The sequence below is a fragment of the Microbacterium sp. MYb54 genome (assembly GCF_002979515.1).
In the GTDB taxonomy this organism is placed as follows: Bacteria; Actinomycetota; Actinomycetes; order Actinomycetales; family Microbacteriaceae; genus Microbacterium.
Map to the genome: position 1 here is coordinate 214,970 of NZ_PCPA01000005.1, position 21,859 is coordinate 236,828.

Here is a 21,859-nt window from a genome sequence, read left to right on the forward strand (position 1 = left end):
GTGGACGCCGCAGCTCCGGCTGCGGCGTCCACGCCGTGGTCCATCCGCCTCGACGAGGTCACGGTCCGCTACCCCAACGGCACCATCGGCTTGAATCGCGTCTCCCTCGACATCGGGGCCGGCGAGATGGTCGCCGTCGTCGGGCTCTCCGGATCAGGCAAATCCACGCTCATCCGCACGATCAACGGGCTCGTGCCGGTCACGACCGGCACGCTCGACGTGGGGGAGCATCGGGTGAGCGGCGCCTCGCCGCGCACGCTTCGCCGCCTCCGCGGCGACATCGGGATGGTCTTCCAGGGGTTCAACCTCGCAGGTCGCGCGAGTGTGCTGCAGAACGTGCTCGTCGGGCGCCTCGCGCACACGCCGCTCTGGCGCACACTCCTGGGCCTCTACCCGGAAGCCGACAAGCAGCTCGCGTATCACGCGCTCGATCGCGTGGGCATCCTGCCCAAGCTGCACTCCCGCGCCTCCGAGCTCTCCGGCGGCCAGCAGCAGCGCGTCGCGATCGCCCGCGCTCTCGCGCAGGAACCCCGTATCGTCCTCGCCGATGAGCCGGTCGCGAGCCTTGACCCGCCCACCGCCCATGGCGTCATGAACGACCTGCGCCGCATCAACCGCGACCTCGGCATCACGGTGCTCGTGAACCTGCACCTCCTCGACCTCGCCCGCGAGTACGGTGCGCGGATGATCGGCATGCGCGCCGGCGAGATCGTCTACGACGGTCCGGCGACCAGTGCGACGGATGCCGATTTCGAGAGCATCTACGGCCGCTCGCTCAACCCCGACGATCGGTTGGACGCATGAGCAGCGCCCCGGAGTCCGCCACGCTCGACATCCCCACCCTCGACATCCCCGCCCGACCATCGGGCGCGTGGAAGGGACCGGTGATCCTGGCTGCCGTCGTGGCTGTCACGGTCGTGATGTGCCTGCCGGTGATCGGCATCGGCGTCGACTTCTCGGCCATCGCGCGCAATTGGCAGAACGGCGCCGACAAGATCGTGAAGCTGCTCCTGCCCGATTGGAGCTTCTTCCCCCGCACCGTCGCACCTCTGGTCGAGACGCTGCAGATGGCCGTGATCGCGACGGCGATCGGTGCACTCGTCTCGTTGCCGCTCAGCTTCTGGGCCGCGCGCGCCACCAACCCGAATACGCCGGTGCGCATCATCGTGCGCGGCATCCTCAACGTCATCCGGAGTGTCCCCGACCTGCTGTATGCCGCGATCCTGGTCGCGATGGTCGGGGTGGGCGCGCTCCCCGGCATCCTGGCGCTGCTGCTGTTCAACGTCGGCATCATCGTCAAACTCGTCTCGGAGGCGATCGACACCAACGACCGCGGCCCCCTCGAGGCCGGACGCGCGGTGGGTGCGACACAGACCAAGATCAATCGCACGCTCGCCCTGCCCGATGCCTGGCCCGCCTTCGCGAACCAGACCCTGTACGTGTTCGAGCTGAACGTGCGCGCCTCGACCGTGCTCGGTCTCGTCGGAGCCGGCGGCATGGGTCTGCTCATCGACGCGGTGCGCACGTTCTACCGCTACGACCAGCTCTCGCTCATCATCCTGGAGATCCTCATCGTCGTCATCGTGATCGACCTCGTCTCGGACGCCATCCGACGGAGGCTCGTATGAGCGCGGCGCTCACCGTCATCCCTGCCAAGCCCCGGCGGCCCTGGCTGATCGCAGGTTGGGCTCTCGTCACCGGCATCGTCGTGCTCGCCTTCTGGTCGATCGACATCGACTGGTCACGCCTCGCCGACCTGCCGTCCGAGATCATCCGGTATACCTTCCTGATGTTCGCCGACCCCAATTGGGAGAAGCTGCCGGAGGCACTGTGGCAGACCTGGCGCAGCATCGAGATGGCCTGGGTCGGCACGATCCTCGGCATCCTGCTCGCGACACCGTTGAGCCTGCTCGCCGCTCGCGGATTCGGTCCGGCCTGGCTGCGGACGCTCCTGCGCGGACTGTTCTCACTGATCCGTGCCGTCCCCGAGATCATCATCGCGATCGTGATCCTCTCGGTCACGGGGCTCACCCCTTTCACCGGGGCGCTCGCTCTCGCGATCAACGGCGTCGGCACGCTCGGCAAGTGGGGGTACGAGGCGGTGGAGGCCGTGCCGCGCGGGCCGATCGAGGCAGCGCGCGCAGCCGGTGGCGGCACCCTGCAGGTGCTGCGCTGGGGGGTGTGGCCGCAGGCGGAGCCGACGTTCTGGTCGTTCTGGCTCTACCGCTTCGAGATCAACGTGCGCTCCTCGGCCGTGCTCGGACTCATCGGCGTCGGCGGGATCGGCGACATGCTCACCTCCTACACCCAGTACCGTGAGTGGTCGACGGTGGGTGTCCTGCTCATCGTGGTCGTCGTGGTGACGATGCTGATCGATGCGGCTTCCGGTGCCATCCGTCGCCGGATCATGGAGGGAGCCCGTGCCCGTGTTCTCGCCTAGTGCCCCGCCCACGGCGCGCATCGCCGCCGTGCTCAACACGCTGCAGCCCGCCGAGCGTCGCGTCGCCGAACTGATCGTCGAATCGGCCGACGAGGTCGTGGAATGGACGGCTCAGGAGCTCGCCGATCGGGCCGGTGTCGGACGAGCCACCGTGGTGCGCACCTGCCAGGGCATCGGCTACCGCGGGTACCCGCAGCTGCGGGTCGCGCTGGCCTCAGAACTCGGCAGCGGGCCCGGTGAGGCGGCTGTCGATCATGGTCCCGGAGTTCTCGGGCGCATGCGGGGAGAAATCGACCGTCTGGCCGGTTCGCTCCCCGCGCTCGCCAGCCTGTTGGACCCGGATGCGGTCGCCGAAGCCGTGCGGCTCTCGGCATCCGCTCGCCGTGTGCTCGTGCTCGCGAACGGTCTGTCCTCACCGATCGCCAACGACCTCTCGATGCGGTTGACCGCCGCCGGACGCTCGGCGGAGTTCATCGCCGACGCCATCGCCCAGCAGATCGCGGCTCGCCATCTCACCTCCGAGGACGTGTGCCTGGTCGTGAGTGGATCGGGCGCCAACGAGGCGAGCCTGCGTGTCGCGACCGCAGCGGCCCTGGGTGGGGCGACGGTCATCGCACTGACCTCGTTCGCCTCCTCGGCGCTGACCGAGGTCGCATCGCTGTCGCTCGTGATCGCCCCCACCGGGGTGAGCTTCCGCGACGAGCTCGAGCACACCTCCCGCGTGGCCTACCTCGTGTTCGCCGAGGTGTTCGCCGCTGCCGTCACGGCCGAACGCGGTGACGATGCCGTTCTGGCACGCGCGCATGCGCTCGAGGTCGTCTCCGCGAACCTCGGCGAGGGCGCCACCGACTGATCCGATCGCACGTTCTCGGCGTTCCGGTCGCACTTCCGGTCGCACGCACGGCGTCGGGGCGGCAGGAAGTGCGACCGGAACGGCTCGCCGAGGGCTCAGTCGCGGGCGGTCTGCAGGATCGTCCAGAGCTCGGCGCGGGCGGGAAAGGTCGACAGGTCGATGTCGAGCAGTGCCCCGGCCTGGGTGATGCGGGAGCGCAGCGTGTGCCGATGCACGCCGAGGGCTGCTGCGGCGGATTCGGCCCTGGCGTCGTGCTCGAGCCAGGTGCGCAGCGAGCGTTCGAGCTCGGCACCGGTGCGGGCGTCGTGCTCGCGGACCGGCGCGAGGCGCGACTCGGCGACCAGGCGCGCCTCGTCTGTCGCGAGGGCGGTGAGGATGCTCGAGCCCACGGTGTCTGCGTACCGGGCGACCCCGTGCGTGCCGTGTTGGCGGAGCGCGGTGAGGGCCTGCGCGTGTGCGCGAGCGAACGAGTCGTACGTGTCGGGGTCGGAGACGCCGATGCGGATGCCGAAGCGGGCGGCGACCTCGTCGAGCAGGGCGTCGTCGCCGACGGAGATGCACATCGTGACGCCGTCTTCGGATTCGGCGAGGAACACCGAGGTGCCGTGCTCGGCGCGGTGCCGTTCCCACCACTCCGCCATCGGCCCGGCCGGGGCGTCTGCGGCGACGGCCACGACCACCGGGGCGGGAGGCAGGCTTCCCAGAACACGCCTGGCGAGGGCAGGGTCGTCGGTGAGCAGCGACCCGAGCAGCTGGGCGTGCAGGCGCCGACGACTCCTGGCGAGTTGCTCGCTCTGCTCCATCGCGAGCCCGGCCATGGCGATGACCGAGGTGACGACCGACCGTGCTTCCGGGTCGAGCGCGTCGAGGGCCAATGCGATCACTCCCCGGAGGTGTCCGCCGCGCCCGACCGTGAACAGCATGAACGAGTGCTCATCGATGCTGAGCGACTGCCCGGCTTCGAGCCCACGCGTCAGGATCTCCATCACACGGTCGCCGAGCCCGTCGAGGACCGGTGGGCCGACCGCGTCCCGAGGGTGGGAGAGGGTGAGCGCACCCGCGGCGTCGAACATCCCCGCCCACACGCCGAGCCTGCGGCCGAGTTCTGCGATCGTCGCGTCGAGGCCGTGCGGGCGGAGGGCTGCGAGGGCGAGAGCGCGCTGGGTGTCGAGTGCCCAGGACCGCCGTGCGTATGCCTGGGCGGCGATGGTCTCGGAGTGCGCGCGGGCGACGGCGATGAACGGCGTGCGATAGGGGACCGTGAACAACGGCATCCCGTGCGCGGCGCAGGCGGCCACGAGCTCCTCAGGGATGCCGGAGCGGTGCACCTCGGTGCCGAAGCCGAGACCGAGGACGCCACGGTCGGCGAGGCGTCCGACATATGTGTCGATGCTGACGGCCTCATCGAACTGGGTGCCGGTGGTCAGCAGCGCCAGGTCTTCGGAGAGGAACGGTGTGGGATCGGCGAGGTCGGAGCTGTGCACCCACCGCAACGGGCGGTCGAGTGCGCCCTCCGGGATGTCGGCTTCGAGGGGGACGAGGGCGAGGCCGAGGTCGCGGCGCTGCAGGAGTGCACGAAGCGTCGGTTCAGCGCTTGCGGCCATGACGTTCTCCGACTCTTGTACACGCGGGTGAAATCCTTATCCAAATTGTACAGATCGGTGAGTGCGACCGTTTGTGACGCCGCCGTACGCTCGCGAACATGGCACTCCTCGACACCGCAGCCCCCGCAGTCCCTCTCGGCGGACCCGACCTCCCGCAGGAGCGTCGCCTGGTCACGGACCTCCCCGGCCCTCGTTCGGCCGAGATCCTCGCGCGCAAGGCGGATGCCGTGGCGGCCGGTGTCGGTCACACCGTGCCGATCGCCGCCGTCGCCGCCGGTGGCGGAGTCGTGGTGGACGCCGACGGCAACTCGCTCATCGACCTCGGATCCGGCATCGCCGTGACCACCGTTGGCAACGCGCACCCCAAGGTCGCAGCCGCCGTCGCCGCGCAGGCCGCGCAGTTCACGCACACCTGCTTCATGATCTCGCCGTACGAGTCGTACGTGGGCGTCGCCGAGGCGCTCAACCGCATCACCCCCGGTGACTTCGCGAAGAAGAGCGCCCTGTTCAACTCCGGGGCGGAGGCCGTCGAGAACGCGATCAAGATCGCCCGCAAGCACACCGGTCGCCAGGCGGTCGTCGCCTTCGACCACGGCTACCACGGCCGCACCAACCTGACCATGGCGCTGACCGCCAAGTCGATGCCGTACAAGAGCGGCTTCGGTCCGTTCGCCCCCGAGGTCTACCGCGCACCGATGTCGTACCCGTTCCGCGACGGGCTCGACGGCGGCGACGCTGCGGCCCGCGTCATCCTGCAGCTCGAGAAGCAGATCGGCGCCGACAACCTGGCCGCTGTCATCATCGAGCCCATCCAGGGCGAGGGTGGCTTCATCGTCCCGGCCGACGGCTTCCTGCCGGCGATCGTCGATTGGTGCCGCGCGAACGGCGTCGTCTTCATCGCCGATGAGGTGCAGACCGGCTTCGCCCGCACGGGTCACATGTTCGCGAGCGAGATCTTCGGCATCGAGCCCGACCTGATCACCACGGCCAAGGGCATCGCCGGCGGCCTTCCGCTCGCCGCCGTGACCGGTCGCTCCGAGATCATGGATGCCTCGCACTCCGGTGGCCTCGGCGGCACCTACGGCGGCAACCCCATCGCGTGTGCAGCGGCACTCGCGTCGATCGACGTCTTCGAGAACGACGGTGTGATCGAGCGTGCGCGGGAGATCGGCTCCATCCTGATCGAGCGCCTCACCGCGATCCAGCAGGACGACCCGCGCGTCGGCGACATCCGCGGCCACGGTGCGATGATCGCCGCCGAGTTCGTCGACCCCGAGACCAAGGCACCGGATGCCGCTCTCACGGCTGCCGTCGCCAAGGCGTGCATCGCCCAGGGCGTGATCGTGCTCACCTGCGGCACCTACGGCAACGTCATCCGCTTCCTGCCTCCGCTCTCGATCGGCGACGACCTGCTGAACGAAGGAATCGACATCGTCGCTGCGGCACTCGCCGCGACGAAGGAATGACGTGCAGGCCGCGCTCCCGCGCGGTCTGACCCCTTGTCCGGTCGCGACCCCAATCGGGGGATTTCGGGTCGCGACCGGCACTACTTCACCCAACGAAGGAGTTGCAGATGTCTGAGATCACCCGCGACGTACTCATCATCGGTGCCGGAGCCGCAGGGCTCACGGCCGCGAACGACCTGCGCAAGGCCGGCCTCTCGGTTGCCGTGCTGGAGGCCCGCGACCGCGTGGGCGGGCGCCTGTGGACCGACGTCATCGACGGCGCCATGCTCGAGATCGGTGGCCAGTGGGTCTCGCCGGATCAGGACGCGCTCAAGGAAGCGATCGAAGAGCTGGGGCTCGAGACCTACAGCCGCTACCGCGAGGGCGACAGCGTGTACGTCGGCCCCGACGGGAAGACGCACCGCTTCACCGGTGAGATGTTCCCCGTCGCGCCGGAGACCGAGGCCGAGATCGCCCGCATCACCGACATCCTCGACGCACTGGTCGCCGAGATCGAGCCGGATCGTCCGTGGGCGCACCCGAACGCCGAGGAGTGGGACTCCGTCACCTGGGACGCGTGGCTGCGTCAGCAGACCGACGACGATGAGGCCGTTCGCAACCTGGCCTTCGCCACGGGGTCGGCGATGCTCACCAAGCCGACGCACGCGTTCTCGCTGCTGCAGTCGCTGCTGATGGCAGCATCCGCCGGTTCCTACTCGAACCTCGTCGACGCCGATTTCATCCTCGACAAGCGTGTCGTCGGCGGTCTGCAGCAGGTTCCGCTGCGTCTGGCCGAGCGCCTGGGTGACGACGTGCTGCTGAACCAGCCGGTGCGGAGCCTGGAATGGTCGGATGCCGGGGTCGTGGCGACGACCGACGATGTCACGGTCCGCGCCCGCCACGCGATCCTCGCGCACGCGCCGGTGCTGTACAGCCGCATCGCGTTCGTGCCGCCGCTGCCGCGCCGACAGCACCAGCTGCACCAGCACCTCTCGATGGGCTTCGTGATCAAGGTGCACGCGGTCTACGACCGTCCGTTCTGGCGTGAGCAGGGCCTCAGCGGCACCGCGTTCAGCCCCTACGAGCTGGTGCACGAGGCCTACGACAACACGAACCACGGCGACGAGCGCGGCACGCTGGTGGGCTTCGTCTCCGACGCCAACGCCGACGGCGTGTTCGAGCTCTCGGCTGAGGAGCGCAAGGAGCGCATCCTCGAGTCGCTGTCGCACTACTACGGGCCCGAGGCCAAGAACACCGTCGTCTACTACGAGAGCGATTGGGGCAGCGAGGAGTGGACGCGCGGTGCCTACGCCGCGAGCTTCGACATGGGCGGCCTGCACCGCTACGGTGCTGATCTTCGCACCGCGGTCGGCCCGATCCACTTCGCGTGCAGCGACATCGCCGGCGCCGGATACCAGCACGTCGACGGCGCCATCCGGATGGGGCACCTCGTCGCATCCGACATCGTCGACGCGAGTCGCGAGACCGGCGCGGTCGAGAGCAGCAGCTGATGACCGGCTCGGTCGTCGTGGGCTACACGGCGACGGATGCGGGAGCGGATGCCGCTGCTCTCGGTGCACGGCTCGCTCGGAGCCTCGGTGCGACCCTGCACCTGGTGATCGTGCTGCCGAACGAGGGCACTCGCAGTGCTGCGGTTCCACCGGAGCGCGCCTACGAGGAGCACATCAGGGCGCAGGCGAAGAAGTGGCTCGGCGACGCCGTGGTCCGCCTCCCTCAGGAGCTCACTCGCAGCGGCCATGTGCGGTTCTCGGAGTCGTTCGCCGAAGGGCTCATCGCCGCCGGTGAGGAGTTCGGTGCCAGGCTGATCGTGATCGGCGCTGCCGGCGGGGGCATCTTCGGACGCCACCGGCTCGGCAGCGTCGCCTCGGAGCTGCTGCACTCGTCGACCATCCCGGTGGCACTGGCGCCCGTGGGCACAGCGCAGCAGGACGATCACGTCATCCCGCGGGTCACGGTCGCCGTCGGCAACCGCCCAGGCGCCGACGCGCTGCTCGATGAGGCGGTCGCCCTCGCCGGCGACAGCCACGTCGATCTCCGTCTCGTGTCCCTCGTGCCGTTCGACGTTCCTCCAGGCCTCGACACCGGAGCGATCCGCACGGTCGGAGACACGCACGGACAGGAAGTGCTCGCGGTCGCATCCGAGCTGCTGCCCGACGGTCGCACCGCTGCGGTCGAGAAGGCTCCTGGCGATTCCGTCGAGGATGCCGTCGCGCATCTCTCCTGGCTTCCCGGCGAAGTAGTCCTGGTCGGCTCCAGCCGACTGGCACAGCCCCGCCGCCTGTTCCTGGGCTCCACCGCGGCGAAGATGCTGCACGAGCTGCCCGTTCCCATGATCGTCGTCCCGCGCACCCGCAACGAAGCAGGAGACCGCTGATGAGCAGCACCAACCGGGCGACGGAGCCCGAATCCGGTGTCACCACCGGCATCTCGACCAAGGGCCTGAGCGCCGGAACGGTCGGCCTCATCGGGGCGGTCGTGATCGGCATCTCGTGCATCGCGCCCGCCTATACGTTCACCGCCGCCGTCGGCCCCGTGGCCTCCACGGTCGGGGCGCAGATCCCGGCGATCATCCTGGTCGGATTCATCCCGATGCTCCTGGTCGCCTTCGGCTACCGCGAGCTCAACAACCGGATGCCCGACTCCGGCACCTCCTTCACCTGGGCCACGCGCGCCTTCGGGCCGTGGATCGGGTGGATGGCGGGGTGGGGGCTGGTGGTCGCCACGATCCTGGTGCTCTCCAACCTCGCCGGCATCGCGGTCGACTTCCTCTTCCTGCTGCTTTCGCAGATCACCGGCAATCCCGATATCGCGGGCCTCGCGAGCGTCACCTGGATCAACATCGGCGTGTGCCTGCTGTTCATGCTCGGCGCGACCTGGATCTCGTACCGCGACATGCAGACCACGCAGAAGCTGCAGTACTGGCTCGTGAGCTTCCAGATCCTCGTCCTGTTGTTCTTCGCAGGCGCGGCCATCGTGCAGGCGGTGAACGGCAACGGCTTCGACTACCAGCCGTTCGATCTGAACTGGTTCAACCCGTTCGCGATCTCGTCGTTCAGCGCGGTCGCCGCCGGCCTCTCGCTCTCGATCTTCATCTTCTGGGGCTGGGATGTCACCCTGACCATGAACGAGGAGACCAAGGACCCGGAGAAGACGCCGGGGCGCGCCGCCACGATCACGGTCGTCACGATCGTCACGCTGTATCTGCTGCTCGCCGTCGCGATGATCATGTTCGCGGGCGTCGGGACCGGTGCCCTGGGGCTCGGCAACGAGGACATCCAGGAGAACGTGTTCTTCCACCTCTCCGGACCCATCCTCGGACCGCTCGCGTTCCTGGTGTCGCTCGCGGTGCTGACGAGTTCGGCGTCGTCGCTGCAGTCCACGTTCGTCGGCCCGGCGCGCACCCTGCTGGCGATGGGGCACTACGGCGCCCTGCCGAAGTCGTTCGCGAAGGTCAGCCCGCGCTTCTTCACCCCGGGATACGCCACCATCGTCTCGGCCGTCGTCGCGTCGGCGTTCTACGCGGTGATGCGCATCGTCAGCGAAGACACGCTGTGGGACACCATCCTCACCCTCGGCATGATGATCTGCTTCTACTACGGCATCACCGCCTTCGCGTGCGTCTGGTACTTCCGCAAGCAGTGGTTCGACTCGACACGCAACTTCTTCTTCACGTTCCTGTTCCCGCTCGTGGGCGGTGCGATCCTCGCGGTGCTGTTCTTCACCACGCTGATCGACTCGATGGACCCCGCCTACGGCTCCGGTTCGAACATCGGCGGCGTCGGCATCGTCTTCATCCTCGGGATGCTGATCATCGTCGTCGGCATCGCGGTCATGATCTGGAATGCGGTCCGCCGGCCCGCCTTCTTCCGCGGCGAGACGCTGGGCATCGACGCACCGCCCAGCCGACGCAAGCGCTCCTAGCCCTCCTCACAGAAAGAGAATCATGAGCACTCAGACCGAACAGGCGCTCCTGGACAGCATCCCCACCGGCCTCTTCATCGGCGGTCAGTGGATCGACGGCGAGACCGGTGGCACCTTCGATGTGCAGGATCCCGCGACCGGTGCCGTGATCCGCACCATCGCGGATGCGACTCCGGGCGACGGCATCCGCGCCCTCGACGCCGCGGTCGCAGCCCAAGACGGGTGGGCCGCCACGGCTCCGCGCGTGCGCAGCGAGATCCTCCGCCGCGCGTTCGATCTCGTTCAGGCGCACAAGGAAGACCTGGCGCTGCTCATGACGCTCGAGATGGGCAAGCCGCTCGCCGAGGCGCGTGGCGAGGTCGTCTACGGCGGCGAGTTCCTGCGCTGGTTCAGCGAGGAGGCCGTGCGTATCAGCGGCCGCTACGGCATCAACCCCGAGGGCACCGGCCACATGGTCGTCTCGCAGCGTCCGGTCGGACCCTCGTTCTTCGTGACGCCGTGGAACTTCCCGTTCGCGATGGCGACCCGCAAGATCGCGCCTGCGCTCGCCGCCGGCTGCACCGTCGTGATCAAGCCCCCGGCACTCACTCCGCTGACGACGATGTACTTCACCAAGCTGCTCGAAGAGGCAGGGCTCCCCGCCGGAGTCGTCAACGTCGTGCAGACGTCGAAGTCGAGCGCCCTGTCGGCGCCGATCATCGCCGACCCGCGTCTGCGCAAGCTCTCCTTCACCGGATCGACCGAGGTCGGCCGCAAGCTCATCGCTCAGGCGGCTGAGGGCGTGCTGCGCGTGTCGATGGAGCTCGGCGGCAACGCGCCGTTCGTGGTGTTCGACGACGCCGACCTCGACAAGGCGGTCGACGGCGCGCTCGCCGCGAAGTTCCGCAACATCGGGCAGGCGTGCACGGCGGCGAACCGCTTCATCGTGCACAAGGACGTCGCGGGCGAATTCGCCAAGCGCGTCACCGAGCGTGTCAACGGCATGAAGATCGGCCGCGGTACCGAGGACGGCGTGGCGATCGGCCCGCTCATCGATGCGGGTGCTGTCGCGAAGGCCGGCGAGCTCGTCGATGACGCGGTCCAGCGTGGTGCGACGCTGCTTGCCGGCGGCAAGGCCGTCGAGGGCACCGGTACGTTCTACGAGCCCACGGTGCTCACCGACGTCGTCGCCGGCAGTGCCATCCTCCGCGAGGAGATCTTCGGACCGGTGCTCGCGATCGCGACCTTCGAGACCGAGGAAGAGGCCGTGCGTCTCGCGAACGACACCGAGTACGGGCTCGTCTCGTACGTGTTCACCGAGAACCTGCAGCGCGGCCAGCGGATGATCGACGGGCTCGAGACCGGCATGATGGGTCTCAACGTCGGTGTGGTCTCGAATGCTGCTGCTCCCTTCGGCGGCGTCAAGCAGTCCGGCGTCGGTCGCGAGGGCGGGCTCGAGGGCATCCACGAGTACCTGTCCACCAAGTACACGCTGATCCCGGTCTCCTGATTTCCGATGCGGGGTCCGCACTGTCGGGCCCCGCACCACCACACGAGAGGACATGTCATGACCGACTACGCCGTCATCAACCCCGCCACCGGAGAGACGCTGGCGTCCTTCGACACCTTCACGGATGCCCAGATCGATGAGGCCGTCGCTGCTGCCGACGAGGCTCACCGGGTGTGGTCCCGTTCGTCGACCGTCGCCGAGCGTGCGGCGCTCGTCCGCCGTGCCGCCGAACTGCACCGCGAACGTCGTGAGGAGCTCGCCGACATCTTCGTGCGCGAGATGGGCAAGCCGCGAGAGGCCGCCCTGGGCGAGGTCGACTTCGCCGCCGACATCGCCGAGTACTACGCCGACCAGGCGGAGTCGATCATGGCCGACCAGCCGATCGCCATCCTGGGCGACGGCTCGGCCATCATCCGCCGTTCCTCGCTCGGCCCGCTCGTCGGCATCATGCCGTGGAACTTCCCGGCGTACCAGATCGTGCGCTTCGCGGCTCCGAACCTGATCGTCGGCAACACGATCCTGCTCAAGCCCGCGCCGCAGTGCCCGGAGTCGTCGAGCGCGATCGAAGCGATCTACCACGACGCCGGCTTCCCGAAGGGCGCCTACCAGAACGTGCTCGCCACCAACGAGCAGATCGCGACGATGATCGCCGACCCGCGCGTGCAGGGCGTCTCGCTCACCGGATCCGAGCGTGCGGGTGCCGCGGTCGCCGAGATCGCCGGTCGCAACCTCAAGAAGGTCGCGCTGGAGCTCGGCGGGTCCGACCCGTTCATCCTGCTCTCGACCGATGACCTCGACGCCACCGTGCAGGCCGGCGTCGACGCGCGTCTCGACAACAACGGGCAGGCGTGCAACGGCGCCAAGCGCTTCATCGTGGTCGACGGGCTGTACGACGAGTTCGTCGAGAAGTTCACGGAGAAGATGGCCGCCGTCGAGGCGACCGATCCCACGCTCGATGACACGGTCCTCGGGCCGGTCGCATCCGAGACGGCAGCCGAGAACCTGCAGAAGCAGGTCGACCAGGCCGTGGAGCAGGGGGCGACTCTCCTCACCGGCGGCACCCGCGACGGCGCGTTCTTCGCACCGACCGTGCTCGCCGACGTGACGCCTGAGATGAACGTGTACCGCGAGGAGCTCTTCGGCCCCGCAGCGGTCGTCTACCGCGTGGCGGACGAAGACGCGGCGGTCGCACTCGCGAACGACACGACCTTCGGCCTCGGCTCCTACGTCTTCACGACGGATGCCGCGCAGGCCGAGCGCGTCGCCGACAAGATCGAGGCCGGCATGGTCTACGTCAACCTCGTGCTGGCAGACAGCCCCGAGCTGCCCTTCGGCGGCGTGAAGCGCAGCGGCACCGCTCGCGAGTTGGGCCACCTGGCTGCGGACGAGTTCGTCAACAAGAAGCTCATCCGCATCGGCTGAGCGTCTCGGATGAAGAAGAGGCGGTGTCCCGAGGGATGCCGCCTCTTCGCCCTCAGGCCGAGAAGAGCTTCAGCTCGTCCGGGGTGAAGTAGTTCTGGGTCACATCCGTGATCCGCACGAGGTACTTCCCGCGCTTCTCGTCGATCGAGACGACCGTCCCGACGTTGCCGGTCATCGTTCTGCCCGTGATCTGCACAGTGTCTCCGATGGCGAAGTCGTTCATTCTGCATCCTCTCGTCGTGCCGCGGCTCTGCCCGAGTGATCCGAGGCCGCGGCTCCTCTGACTCTCCGAGGCTAGATTGCCCTCGCGAGCGGGAACAGTGTCGGATGTCGGCGTTGCGGGTGACATCTGTCACGGCCTTCGGTCGAGCCTCGCCCCCTGACCCGGGCGTAGGGTCGAAGCATGGCCAACGTCGCTGAGAACATCGTCAAGACTCTGCACGCCAACGGGATCGACCGCGTCTACGGCATCCCGGGTGACTCGCTGAACGGCTTCACGGACGCGCTGCGCAAAGACGGCACGATCCGCTGGGTGCACGTGCGGCATGAGGAATCCGCAGCCTTCGCGGCCGCCGCCGATGCCGCTCTCACCGGTGAACTCGCGGTCGTCGCCGGATCGTGCGGACCGGGCAACCTGCACCTCATCAACGGCCTGTACGACGCCAACCGCTCGCGCGTGCCGGTGCTCGCGATCGCCGCGCAGATCCCCACGAGTGAGATCGGCACCGGCTATTTCCAGGAGACGCATCCGCAGGAGCTCTTCCGTGAGTGCAGCGTCTACGTCGAATACGTCGCCGACCCGAAGCAGATGCCTCGACTGCTCGAGATCGCCATGCGCACCGCGATCGAGGAGCGCGGGGTCGCGGTGCTCGTGATCCCCGGAGACGTCGCCCTCGCCGACATCGCCGACGACCGTGCCGTCGTGATCGAGCGCGCCCGCCCCGTGGTCGTGCCCAATGCGGCGGAGCTCGAGAAGGCGGCGACCCTGCTGAACGCGGCCAAGAAGGTCACGATCCTCGCGGGCGCCGGTGTCGAAGGCGCGCATGACGAGGTGATCGCCCTCGCCGACAAGCTGGGCGCGCCCATCGTGCACGCCCTCCGCGGCAAGGAGTTCATCGAGTACGACAACCCCTTCGACGTCGGGATGACGGGGCTTCTCGGCTTCGCCTCCGGCTTCCGCGCGATGGAGGCCGCCGACGCGCTGCTGGTCCTGGGCAGCGACTTCCCGTACGAGCAGTTCTACCCCGACGCCGCGAAGACGATCCAGGTCGACATCCGCGGCGCACAGCTCGGCAAGCGGCATCCGCTCGATCTGGGACTGGTCGGCGATGTTCGCGCCACGGCTGACGCACTGCTCCCGCGGGTGGCGCGCAAGGACGACCGCACGCACCTCGACGACGCCACCGCCCACTACCGCAAGACCCGCAAGAAGCTCGATGAGCTGGCCGTGCCTGCCAAGGGCAAGCGCCCGATCCACCCGCAATACCTCGCTCGGCTCCTGGACGAGTATGCGACCGATGATGCGATCTTCACGGCCGACGTGGGGTCACCGACCGTATGGGCGGCTCGCTATCTGGCGATGACCGAGAACCGGCGCCTGATCGGCTCGTTCACCCACGGCTCCATGGCGAACGCTCTGATGCACGGCATCGGGGCGCAGGTCGCGCACCCCGATCGTCAGGTCGTCGCCCTCGCCGGCGACGGCGGACTCTCGATGATGCTCGGCGAGCTTCTCACCCTGACGCAGAACAAGCTTCCGGTGAAGACGATCGTGGTCAACAACTCGTCGCTGAACTTCGTCGAGCTCGAAATGAAGGCCGCCGGCTTCGTCACCTACGGGACGGGCCTTGAGAATCCGAGCTTCGCCGCGATCGCCGAGGCGATGGGGATCTTCGCGCGCCGGGTCGAACGCAGCGAAGACCTCCCGGATGCCGTGCGCGAGGTGCTCGCCCACGACGGCCCCGCGCTGCTCGATGTCGTCACCGAGCGGCAGGAGCTGTCCATGCCGCCGGCCATCGAGGCCGCGCAGGTGAAGGGCTTCGCGCTGTATGCGATCCGCACCGTGATGTCGGGTCGAGGAGACGAGCTCCTCGACCTCGCCAAGGCGAACTGGCGCCAGCTGTTCTGAGCGGGCGCTCAGCTCTCCACGTGCGCGCGGATCTCGGCGGCCTCGCCGTGCCGTCCGAGCGCTTCGAGCACGTTGCCGAGCTCGAGCGAGGCGACCTGCAGCAGCGGCGGGTGCTCTGCCGCGTGCTCGATGGCGCTGCGGTACACGGGCACGGCGTCGGCTGACCGGTCGTTCCCCGCGAGCACGCGCGCGGCGAACAGCTCGGACCCACCGGCCGAGCCCATGTCGCCGAGTGCCGCGAACCCGTCAGCGGCGGTGAGCACGGCCGCGACCGCCTCGTCGACACGGCCGAGTTCGGCGAGGGCGCGTCCGCGCGAGTCCATCACGTCGGCGAGGAGCCACTCGGCCTCGTGCTGCTGCGCGAGCGCTGCGACCTCGTCGAAGAGGGCGAACGCCCGCTCGTCGCTGCGGCCGCCGTAGGCCTGCCCGAGGCTGTGCAGCACCTCGGTCAGTGCGCCGACGGCATCCGGTGCGCGGCGCACGATCTCGGCAGCCGATTCGAGCAGGGCGATCGCGTCGTCGTGCTCCTCGAAGCGCGCGAGGATCTTCGCCTGCTCCGTCATCGACATCGCCTGATCGGCGTGCTCCTCGGCCTGGCCGAACAGTTCGGAGGCGTAGCCGTGCGCGCCGACCGACTGGCCGAACTCGCCGGCAGCGCTCAGGGCGCGGGCCAGCATCGAGGCGGTCATCGCGCGAGAGGCGGCAGCGACCTCGGCCTCCTCCTCGCGCTGCAGCACGTCTCCGAAGAGCTCGGCTGCTTCTTCTGCGTCGCCGACGCGCAGCATGGCGCGGGCGAGACGGAAGTCCAGCCCCGTCGTGTCGCCGCCTGTTTCGCCGCCGAGTCGGGCCGCGAGGCGGTACCGGGAGACGGCCTTCTCCGGCTCGTCCGCGTCTTCCCAGAGAGCTCCGGCGAGCAGATGGGCGTCGCCGAGTGCGCGGGTGGCGCCCAGCTCGGCGAGAATCCGGCACGCATCGTCGGCGTCGGTCGCGCCCTCGGCATAGGTGCTGCCGCCGCCGCGAACGCGGGCTCGGGTCTGCAGCGCCTGCGCTCGATGGCCCGCGCTGAGGTCGTCCTGGGCGAGGAAGCGGTCCAGCAGCGCGCTCCCCGCCTCGAGGTCGCCCTTGCTGAGCACCGCCGAGATCGCCAGCAGCGTGGTGGTGTTCGTCAGCCGGGTGTCTTCTGCCTCGGCGAACGACCGTGCGGCGACCTCGGCGTGATCCAGGGCCGCGTCCGCCTCACCCGACTGCAGGTGCAGCGAGGCTCGGCTGATCGCGAGGTCGCCGCGCGTCCAGGCCGGCAGATCGTCGGAAGCGGCGATCTCCTCTTCCAGCGCAGCGGTCGTCTCCGCGGTGTTCAAGCCGAAGGTCGCAAGACCGATCCGCTCCTCCAGGTCGGCCTGCGCGTCGCGGCCGGTCGCCCGCAGTGCTGCCACCCGCTCCGGCAGCAGTTGAAGGGCTTCGTCGGCGCGATCGAGTGCGATCAGGATCCCCAGGCGCATCGAGAGCAGTTGGGCGCGTTTGGCCGGGTCTTCGACCTCGAGGGCGCGGGGGAGAGCTTCGAGGGTCTCGTGCTCGGCCCCGAACTGAGCGAGCTGCATCGCGCGCTCGAACCATCCGTCCGCGTCCACCGGAGTGTTCGTGGGGACGGGGGCGACGAAAGCATCCGAGCGGATCGGCACGTCGTACTGCTCGTTCGCGAGCGCCCGCATCCGCTCCAGGCTGCGTGCGTGTCCGTCGGTGCCGTCGCGGCCGTCGAACCCCGCACCGATCCGCTCGGCGGCCGTCCACGCGGAAGCGGCCAGATCCGCCGCGCTCCAGGTGCCCTCATGTTCGCCGAAGAACGGAACGAGCGCCGGCGACTCCGCGCCGCGCACGGGGGTGTCGCCGTGCCCGGTGGCCGTGACTCGATCCAGGGCGACGGCGAGGGCTGCGAGAGCGGCGAAGTGCGCGTCGACGTTCAGTCCGTCGTGCGCCAGCCAGCCGATGTGCTTCTCGACCAGTGCCAGTGCGCGCGCCTCGTTGCCGGTGACGGCCGCGAACACGATGTTGTTGGCGACGATGCGCAGGTTGTCGGGGTTGTCCTTCGCCAGCCGGTAGCTGCGCAGGTGCGCGGTCTTCGCCTCGTCGAGGCGCCCGGCGCGGAGGTACGGGAGCAGCACGCGCGAGAGGGCGTGCTCCGGCTCCTCGCCGCAGGAGAAGCCGCCCTCGATCATCTCCTCCACCAGGACGATCGCCTCCGCGTCGCGGTCGGTGTCGGCGAAGAAGCCGGCGATCTGGCTGCGTCCGCAGGCGTCGCAGTGGCTGTGGTCGTCGCGCGGCGTGGCCTCCAGCTGCACCCGGAGGGCCTCGGCCTCATCCATGCGTCCCGCGTCCCAGGCGTCTTCGAAGCGCGCGGTGAGCACGCCGCTGGCGCCGAGGCCGGCGGCGCGGTAGTGCGTCTCCATGTCGTCGAGAACAGCGGCGATCTGCTCCTGCGAGAAGGCGGGAGAGGAACGCAGCGAAGACGCCATCCACTTGAACTGCCACATCAGGTCGGCCCCGCCGTTGTCGAGGTCGGCGGGGAAGCGCTGCGGCTCGGCATCGTGGTGCGCGAGGCACCAGGCGAACGAGTTGAGCATGACGTCGGTCGCGCCGTTCATGTTCGCCGAAGCGGTCTGACGCATCCGGGCGTCGTACTCCAGACGCTCGTCGCCGATCTCCACGGCGAGTGCGACGGCCTCGGCGACGAGAGCCTGCTCTGCGGGGCCCCAGGGAGTGCGGTCGATCTCCTCGATCAGCTGCTGGAAGCGCTTCTTCGGACGTGCCATGGACGGAACCTTTCGGGGGAGTGTCAGCGGGCGTCGCCGAAGGGGATGGAGTCCCCTTCCAGGCCGGCCGAGAGCGAGACGAGGTCGGCGAGTGCGCTGGTCATCAGCGCTCGGTCGGCGTCGGCGAGCGGGTGGTGCCCTGCGAGCAGTGCCTGGATGTAGAGGAGCTGCACGGTGCGGGCGAAGACCGCGTCGTCCTGCACGCGCACCAGGGCGCGCACGACCCGGTTCGACCAGTTCAGGCACAGACGGGCGCTCAGGTCGTCCTCGCGGGCGGAGGAGACGGTCTGGTCGATACGGTCCAGCACGCCGCCCCACAGCGAGCCGGTGATGCCCTTGGTGCGTCCGCGGTCGATCGCCCGCAGCACCTCGGGGTCGGCCACGTAGAGTCCTGCGAGGTCGGGCCGGTCGATGGATCGCACGACGACGGAGCAGTCCGAGGTCGCGAGCACGGCGCCCGCGCGGGCCTCCAGCGCCACGGCGGCGTCGCGGTCGTCGAGTGGCGGCGGGTCGAGTCGGTCGAGCTCACCGGTGACGTCGACCTGTTCGACCGTGATGTGCGGGTACAGGTCCGGGAGCATCCGGATCAGGTCGGCGTCGTAGAGATAGCCGCCGTTGACGAGCACCTCTTCCGCGGGGGAGATGCCGGCGACCTGGCGGAACTCGTCGACTGTCTGCGCGTAGCGGACGTGCGGGTAGCGCTCGACGAGGTCGCCGATCCGCAGTGTGCCGTGCGTGGTCTCCACGGTGAGCCAGCGGGAGATGAAGTGGGCCAGCTCCTCGTCATGTCGCACCAGCGACTTGAGTCCGACCTCGTGCACCGCGACGAACTGCGCGAGGCGATGCGGTTCGCTGAGTCCCAGCTCGAGCACCCAACGGCGGATACCGGCGCCCAACTGCTCGCGCACGCGTTCGAGCGCGGCGTCCTCGACCAGCGATTCCCGGCTCGCGGTCGGGGCGAGCCCGGTGGAATCGACCACGGCTCGGACGAAGAACGCCCAGTCGGGGAGCACGTCGTCGACGCGCTCGGAGAGCAGCATCCGACCGAGGTACATGCGTGTCGCCTGGCGTGCGCCGGGGGGAGGGGCGTAGGGCAGCACGTAGGCGAGGCCACTGGTGCCGGTGGCAGGTTCGCTCAGTTCGATGATGTCGAGCGGGCTCGCGCCGAGGAGGTCCCGCCCGTACCGCAGCGCGCTCTCGGGATCCCGAGCCGCGTCGAGGAACGGCGCATCCCTGGTGATGTCGATGTCCCCGGCGGCCGTGTCGATGCTCACCCGCACCGGCAGGAACTCGCCGAACGTCGTCGCCAACTCATGCACGGCAGCCGGGCGCAGGAGCTCGTCGGCATCGAAGCGGGGCACGAGATGCACACTCGTGCCGATCGGCAGTTCCTCGTCGATCTCGGCGACCTGGAAGGTGCCGTCGGCACTGCCGGTCCACTCGACCGAAGCGCCGCCCTTGGCGCTGCGGGAGCGGATGACGATGGTGTCGGCGACCATGAAGCAGCTGAGCAGACCGATGCCGAATTGCCCGAGGTAGTCGCTTCGCGGCAGGTCGAAGATGTCGCGCTTGGAGCTGCGTCCCACGGTCGCCAGCAGATCGGCGACCTCGGCCGCGGTCAGTCCGACTCCGTCGTCGCGCAGGACGAACTCGCCGTTCTCCGCGGTCAGCGGGGTGATCCGGATGCGACCGCCCCCGCCGTCGACCTCACGGCGGGCCGTGATCGCATCGCGGGCGTTCTGCAGAAGCTCCCGCAGGTACACACGGGGGCTGGAGTAGATGTGCCGGCTGAGCAGATCGACGACTCCGCGCAGATCCACCTGGAACTGCTGCACTTCAGCGCTCACCGGCGCTCCCTCCTCCTGCATTCGCTCGCTGAGCCTAACAAGAACACGCCTTCGCGATCCCGGTTCGGCGGCACCGGATCGATGCCGTATGCTTGTGGGGCAGTTGTTCTCTGCAATCTTTCGCCATGCCTGGGGTCTCCCGATCACAGCTACGGTGGCAGAGTAAGAGAACACCCCAGAGGCCTCCTGGTCTCTAGGGCGGTAGCTCAATTGGCAGAGCAGCGGTCTCCAAAACCGCAGGTTGCAGGTTCGATTCCTGTCCGCCCTGCGCGTCAGCGCAACGCTGACACACGAAAGGTACATTCAGGATGGATCAGGACGAACCGCGCGGCGAGGTCGTCGCGGCCGGCGCCACCCGCGAGAAGAAGGGCAACCCCTTCTCCCGGTTCTTCGGGAGCATCGCCCTGTTCATCCGCCAGGTCATCGCCGAGCTCCGCAAGGTCGTCACCCCGACTCGCAAGGAGCTGTTCAAGTTCACCGGGGTGGTGCTCGTCTTCGTGATCATCGTCATGGGCATCGTCTACGGCTTGGACACGCTGTTCGCGTTCGTGACGCACTGGGTGTTCGGAATCCCTGGCTGATGACCCCCGCGGCTTGCGCCGCAGCTATGGAGAAGAAGCAACGTGTCTGAACGATATTCCGACGACGCCGACTGGGCGACCGCCGCAGAGCAGTCCAGCGAGGAAGACGAAGCCCAGGAGGGCAACGTCCTCGCTGAGGAAGAGCTCTCGGTCACCTCGGCTGAGCACGTCGCGGTCCACGTCGAAGACGAGGACGGCGAAGGAGACGACACGGATGACATCGACATCGAAATCGACGACCCGGAGGCGGACGCGATCGTGAACGACGCTCTCAACCTGGACGAAGCGGCTGAGTCTGAGGCTGCCGCTGAGGTCCTCAACGAATCTGTGGCCGAAGAGGTCGCAGACCTCGACGCCGCTGCGGCCGAAGAGGTCACCCCCTACGACGGTCCCGACCTCGGCGCTGATGAAGCGCAGGGCGACGAGGACTCCTCCGACGACGAAGACGACGAAGACGCGGAGGAAGACCCGTACGAGGCCTTCCGCATGGACCTGCGCATGCTTCCGGGCAAGTGGTACGTCATCCACTCCTACGCCGGCTTCGAGCGCAAGGTCAAGGCCAACATCGAGCAGCGCAAGTCGACGCTCGAGGTCGAGGACGAGATCTACCAGATCGAGGTCCCGATGGAAGACGTGGTCGAGATCAAGAACGGCCAGCGCAAGATGGTCACCCGCGTGCGCATCCCCGGCTACGTGCTGGTGCGCATGGAGCTCACGGAAGACACCTGGTCGGTCGTCCGCCACACGCCCGGCGTCACCGGCTTCGTGGGCAACGCCCACAACCCGACGCCGCTGCGCTTCGAAGAGGCCTTCAATATGCTGAAGGCGCTCGTCGAGGTCAAGGACGTCCCGACCGCCAAGAACATCGCCTCGAAGGGCGGCCACGCCGTCGCCCGTCCGCTCCCGGCAGAGGTCGACTTCGAGGTCGGCGAGACCATCACGATCAAGGAGGGTTCGTTCGCGGGCCTTCCGGGTTCGATCAGCGAGATCAAGCCCGAGAGCGGCAAGCTCACGGTCCTCGTCTCCCTCTTCGAGCGCGAGACCCCGGTCGAGCTGTCGTTCGACCAGGTCACCAAGATGGTCTGACACACACCCTGACGAGAACGGCCGTCCCATTCGGGGCGGCCGTTCTTGCGTTGTGCTGCGCGTGCTCCCGTTCCGGTCGCACTTGCTGTCGCTCTCGGCGCATTTCTACGGCAGGAAGTGCGACCGGAACGGCGGTGGATGGTGGGGCAGGCGTCGTGACCTGAGCGAGTCCGCGGAAGTCTTCCTGATCGGGTAGACTTGTGTGGTTTGTGTGA

17 protein-coding genes and 1 tRNA gene are annotated in these 21,859 nt (G+C 68.6%); 14 read left to right on the forward strand and 4 right to left on the reverse strand.

Translation table 11 applies throughout. From position 1 onward, the window contains the following. From phnC to CQ040_RS08090, 4 genes are read left to right on the forward strand one after another with little or no spacing between them, the layout of a single operon-like run. A complete protein-coding gene (phnC, locus tag CQ040_RS08075) occupies positions 1-804 on the forward strand; it encodes a phosphonate ABC transporter ATP-binding protein (protein WP_181156788.1) in 804 nt (267 codons plus the stop codon). Further along, positions 801-1,628 carry a phosphonate ABC transporter, permease protein PhnE gene (gene phnE, locus CQ040_RS08080; protein ID WP_105528191.1) on the forward strand — a complete coding sequence of 276 codons (828 nt, stop codon included), beginning with the start codon at positions 801-803 and terminating at the stop codon, positions 1,626-1,628. Before phnC ends, phnE (CQ040_RS08080) begins: the two co-directional genes overlap by 4 nt. Further along, a complete protein-coding gene (phnE, locus tag CQ040_RS08085; protein WP_105528190.1) occupies positions 1,625-2,440 on the forward strand; it encodes a phosphonate ABC transporter, permease protein PhnE in 816 nt (271 codons plus the stop codon). Before phnE (CQ040_RS08080) ends, phnE (CQ040_RS08085) begins: the two co-directional genes overlap by 4 nt. Next, complete coding sequence (locus CQ040_RS08090) at positions 2,421-3,293, forward strand: MurR/RpiR family transcriptional regulator (RefSeq protein WP_258131632.1); 873 nt, start codon at positions 2,421-2,423, stop codon at positions 3,291-3,293. Before phnE (CQ040_RS08085) ends, CQ040_RS08090 begins: the two co-directional genes overlap by 20 nt. A 95-nt stretch (positions 3,294-3,388) precedes the next feature. Here the strand turns inward: CQ040_RS08090 and CQ040_RS08095 are convergent, their stop codons facing one another. Further along, complete coding sequence (locus CQ040_RS08095) at positions 3,389-4,897, reverse strand: PucR family transcriptional regulator (RefSeq protein WP_105528188.1); 1,509 nt, start codon at positions 4,895-4,897, stop codon at positions 3,389-3,391. A gap of 98 nt (positions 4,898-4,995) precedes the next feature. On the opposite strand from CQ040_RS08095, the gene gabT reads away from it, so the two are divergent. From gabT to CQ040_RS08125, 6 genes are all read left to right on the forward strand, one after another. Beyond that, complete coding sequence (gabT, locus tag CQ040_RS08100) at positions 4,996-6,363, forward strand: 4-aminobutyrate--2-oxoglutarate transaminase (protein ID WP_105528187.1); 1,368 nt, start codon at positions 4,996-4,998, stop codon at positions 6,361-6,363. A 107-nt stretch (positions 6,364-6,470) separates the two neighbouring features. Further along, positions 6,471-7,853 carry an NAD(P)/FAD-dependent oxidoreductase gene (locus tag CQ040_RS08105; RefSeq protein WP_105528186.1) on the forward strand — a complete coding sequence of 461 codons (1,383 nt, stop codon included), beginning with the start codon at positions 6,471-6,473 and terminating at the stop codon, positions 7,851-7,853. Beyond that, positions 7,853-8,737: a universal stress protein gene (locus tag CQ040_RS08110; RefSeq protein WP_028502406.1), complete on the forward strand. Its 885-nt coding sequence runs from the start codon at positions 7,853-7,855 to the stop codon at positions 8,735-8,737. Before CQ040_RS08105 ends, CQ040_RS08110 begins: the two co-directional genes overlap by 1 nt. After that, positions 8,737-10,284 (forward strand): APC family permease, encoded by a 1,548-nt coding sequence (locus CQ040_RS08115; RefSeq protein WP_105528185.1) that lies wholly within the window; start codon positions 8,737-8,739, stop codon positions 10,282-10,284. The genes CQ040_RS08110 and CQ040_RS08115 overlap by 1 nt, the downstream gene beginning before the upstream one ends. 22 nt (positions 10,285-10,306) lie before the next feature. After that, positions 10,307-11,773 (forward strand): NAD-dependent succinate-semialdehyde dehydrogenase, encoded by a 1,467-nt coding sequence (locus tag CQ040_RS08120; RefSeq protein WP_105528184.1) that lies wholly within the window; start codon positions 10,307-10,309, stop codon positions 11,771-11,773. A gap of 57 nt (positions 11,774-11,830) precedes the next feature. Then, the gene (locus CQ040_RS08125; RefSeq protein ID WP_105528183.1) at positions 11,831-13,195 is read left to right on the forward strand and encodes an NAD-dependent succinate-semialdehyde dehydrogenase; all 1,365 of its coding nucleotides are present in this window, start codon (positions 11,831-11,833) and stop codon (positions 13,193-13,195) included. Between the two features lie 52 nt (positions 13,196-13,247). On the opposite strand, the gene CQ040_RS20655 is transcribed toward CQ040_RS08125, so the two are convergent. Continuing rightward, positions 13,248-13,418 (reverse strand): hypothetical protein, encoded by a 171-nt coding sequence (locus CQ040_RS20655; protein ID WP_181156786.1) that lies wholly within the window; start codon positions 13,416-13,418, stop codon positions 13,248-13,250. Positions 13,419-13,598: 180 nt separating this feature from the next. Between CQ040_RS20655 and poxB the strand changes: the two genes are divergently transcribed. After that, the gene (gene poxB, locus CQ040_RS08130; protein ID WP_105528182.1) at positions 13,599-15,323 is read left to right on the forward strand and encodes a ubiquinone-dependent pyruvate dehydrogenase; all 1,725 of its coding nucleotides are present in this window, start codon (positions 13,599-13,601) and stop codon (positions 15,321-15,323) included. Positions 15,324-15,331: 8 nt separating this feature from the next. Here the strand turns inward: poxB and CQ040_RS08135 are convergent, their stop codons facing one another. Together CQ040_RS08135 and CQ040_RS08140 are read right to left on the reverse strand one after the other, a co-directional pair. Further along, positions 15,332-18,130 carry a hypothetical protein gene (locus tag CQ040_RS08135; protein WP_105528181.1) on the reverse strand — a complete coding sequence of 933 codons (2,799 nt, stop codon included), beginning with the start codon at positions 18,128-18,130 and terminating at the stop codon, positions 15,332-15,334. Between the two features lie 23 nt (positions 18,131-18,153). After that, entirely contained in the window at positions 18,154-19,977 is a 1,824-nt protein-coding gene (locus CQ040_RS08140; RefSeq protein WP_181156784.1) for an HSP90 family protein, read from the reverse strand. A 195-nt stretch (positions 19,978-20,172) separates the two neighbouring features. Here CQ040_RS08140 and CQ040_RS08145 point away from each other — a divergent pair. From CQ040_RS08145 to nusG, 3 genes are all read left to right on the forward strand, one after another. Then, positions 20,173-20,245, forward strand: a tRNA-Trp gene (locus tag CQ040_RS08145). A 40-nt stretch (positions 20,246-20,285) separates the two neighbouring features. Beyond that, on the forward strand, positions 20,286-20,558 hold the full coding sequence (secE, locus tag CQ040_RS08150) for a preprotein translocase subunit SecE (protein ID WP_017201518.1): 273 nt from the start codon (positions 20,286-20,288) through the stop codon (positions 20,556-20,558). Positions 20,559-20,600: 42 nt separating this feature from the next. Then, positions 20,601-21,644: a transcription termination/antitermination protein NusG gene (gene nusG / locus CQ040_RS08155; RefSeq protein ID WP_028502399.1), complete on the forward strand. Its 1,044-nt coding sequence runs from the start codon at positions 20,601-20,603 to the stop codon at positions 21,642-21,644. Positions 21,645-21,859 lie beyond the last annotated feature (215 nt).

Bases quoted from the DNA above. Each gene is read 5' to 3' on its own strand.
- poxB (WP_105528182.1), top strand. From the start codon at position 13,599: ATGGCCAACGTCGCTGAGAACATCGTCAAGACTCTGCACGCCAACGGG.
- CQ040_RS08135 (WP_105528181.1), bottom strand. From the start codon at position 18,130: ATGGCACGTCCGAAGAAGCGCTTCCAGCAGCTGATCGAGGAGATCGAC.
- CQ040_RS08125 (WP_105528183.1), top strand. From the start codon at position 11,831: ATGACCGACTACGCCGTCATCAACCCCGCCACCGGAGAGACGCTGGCG.
- phnE (WP_105528191.1), top strand. From the start codon at position 801: ATGAGCAGCGCCCCGGAGTCCGCCACGCTCGACATCCCCACCCTCGAC.
- secE (WP_017201518.1), top strand. From the start codon at position 20,286: ATGGATCAGGACGAACCGCGCGGCGAGGTCGTCGCGGCCGGCGCCACC.
- CQ040_RS08120 (WP_105528184.1), top strand. From the start codon at position 10,307: ATGAGCACTCAGACCGAACAGGCGCTCCTGGACAGCATCCCCACCGGC.
- CQ040_RS08105 (WP_105528186.1), top strand. From the start codon at position 6,471: ATGTCTGAGATCACCCGCGACGTACTCATCATCGGTGCCGGAGCCGCA.
- CQ040_RS20655 (WP_181156786.1), bottom strand. From the start codon at position 13,418: ATGAACGACTTCGCCATCGGAGACACTGTGCAGATCACGGGCAGAACG.
- CQ040_RS08110 (WP_028502406.1), top strand. From the start codon at position 7,853: ATGACCGGCTCGGTCGTCGTGGGCTACACGGCGACGGATGCGGGAGCG.
- gabT (WP_105528187.1), top strand. From the start codon at position 4,996: ATGGCACTCCTCGACACCGCAGCCCCCGCAGTCCCTCTCGGCGGACCC.
- CQ040_RS08095 (WP_105528188.1), bottom strand. From the start codon at position 4,897: ATGGCCGCAAGCGCTGAACCGACGCTTCGTGCACTCCTGCAGCGCCGC.
- phnE (WP_105528190.1), top strand. From the start codon at position 1,625: ATGAGCGCGGCGCTCACCGTCATCCCTGCCAAGCCCCGGCGGCCCTGG.
- CQ040_RS08115 (WP_105528185.1), top strand. From the start codon at position 8,737: ATGAGCAGCACCAACCGGGCGACGGAGCCCGAATCCGGTGTCACCACC.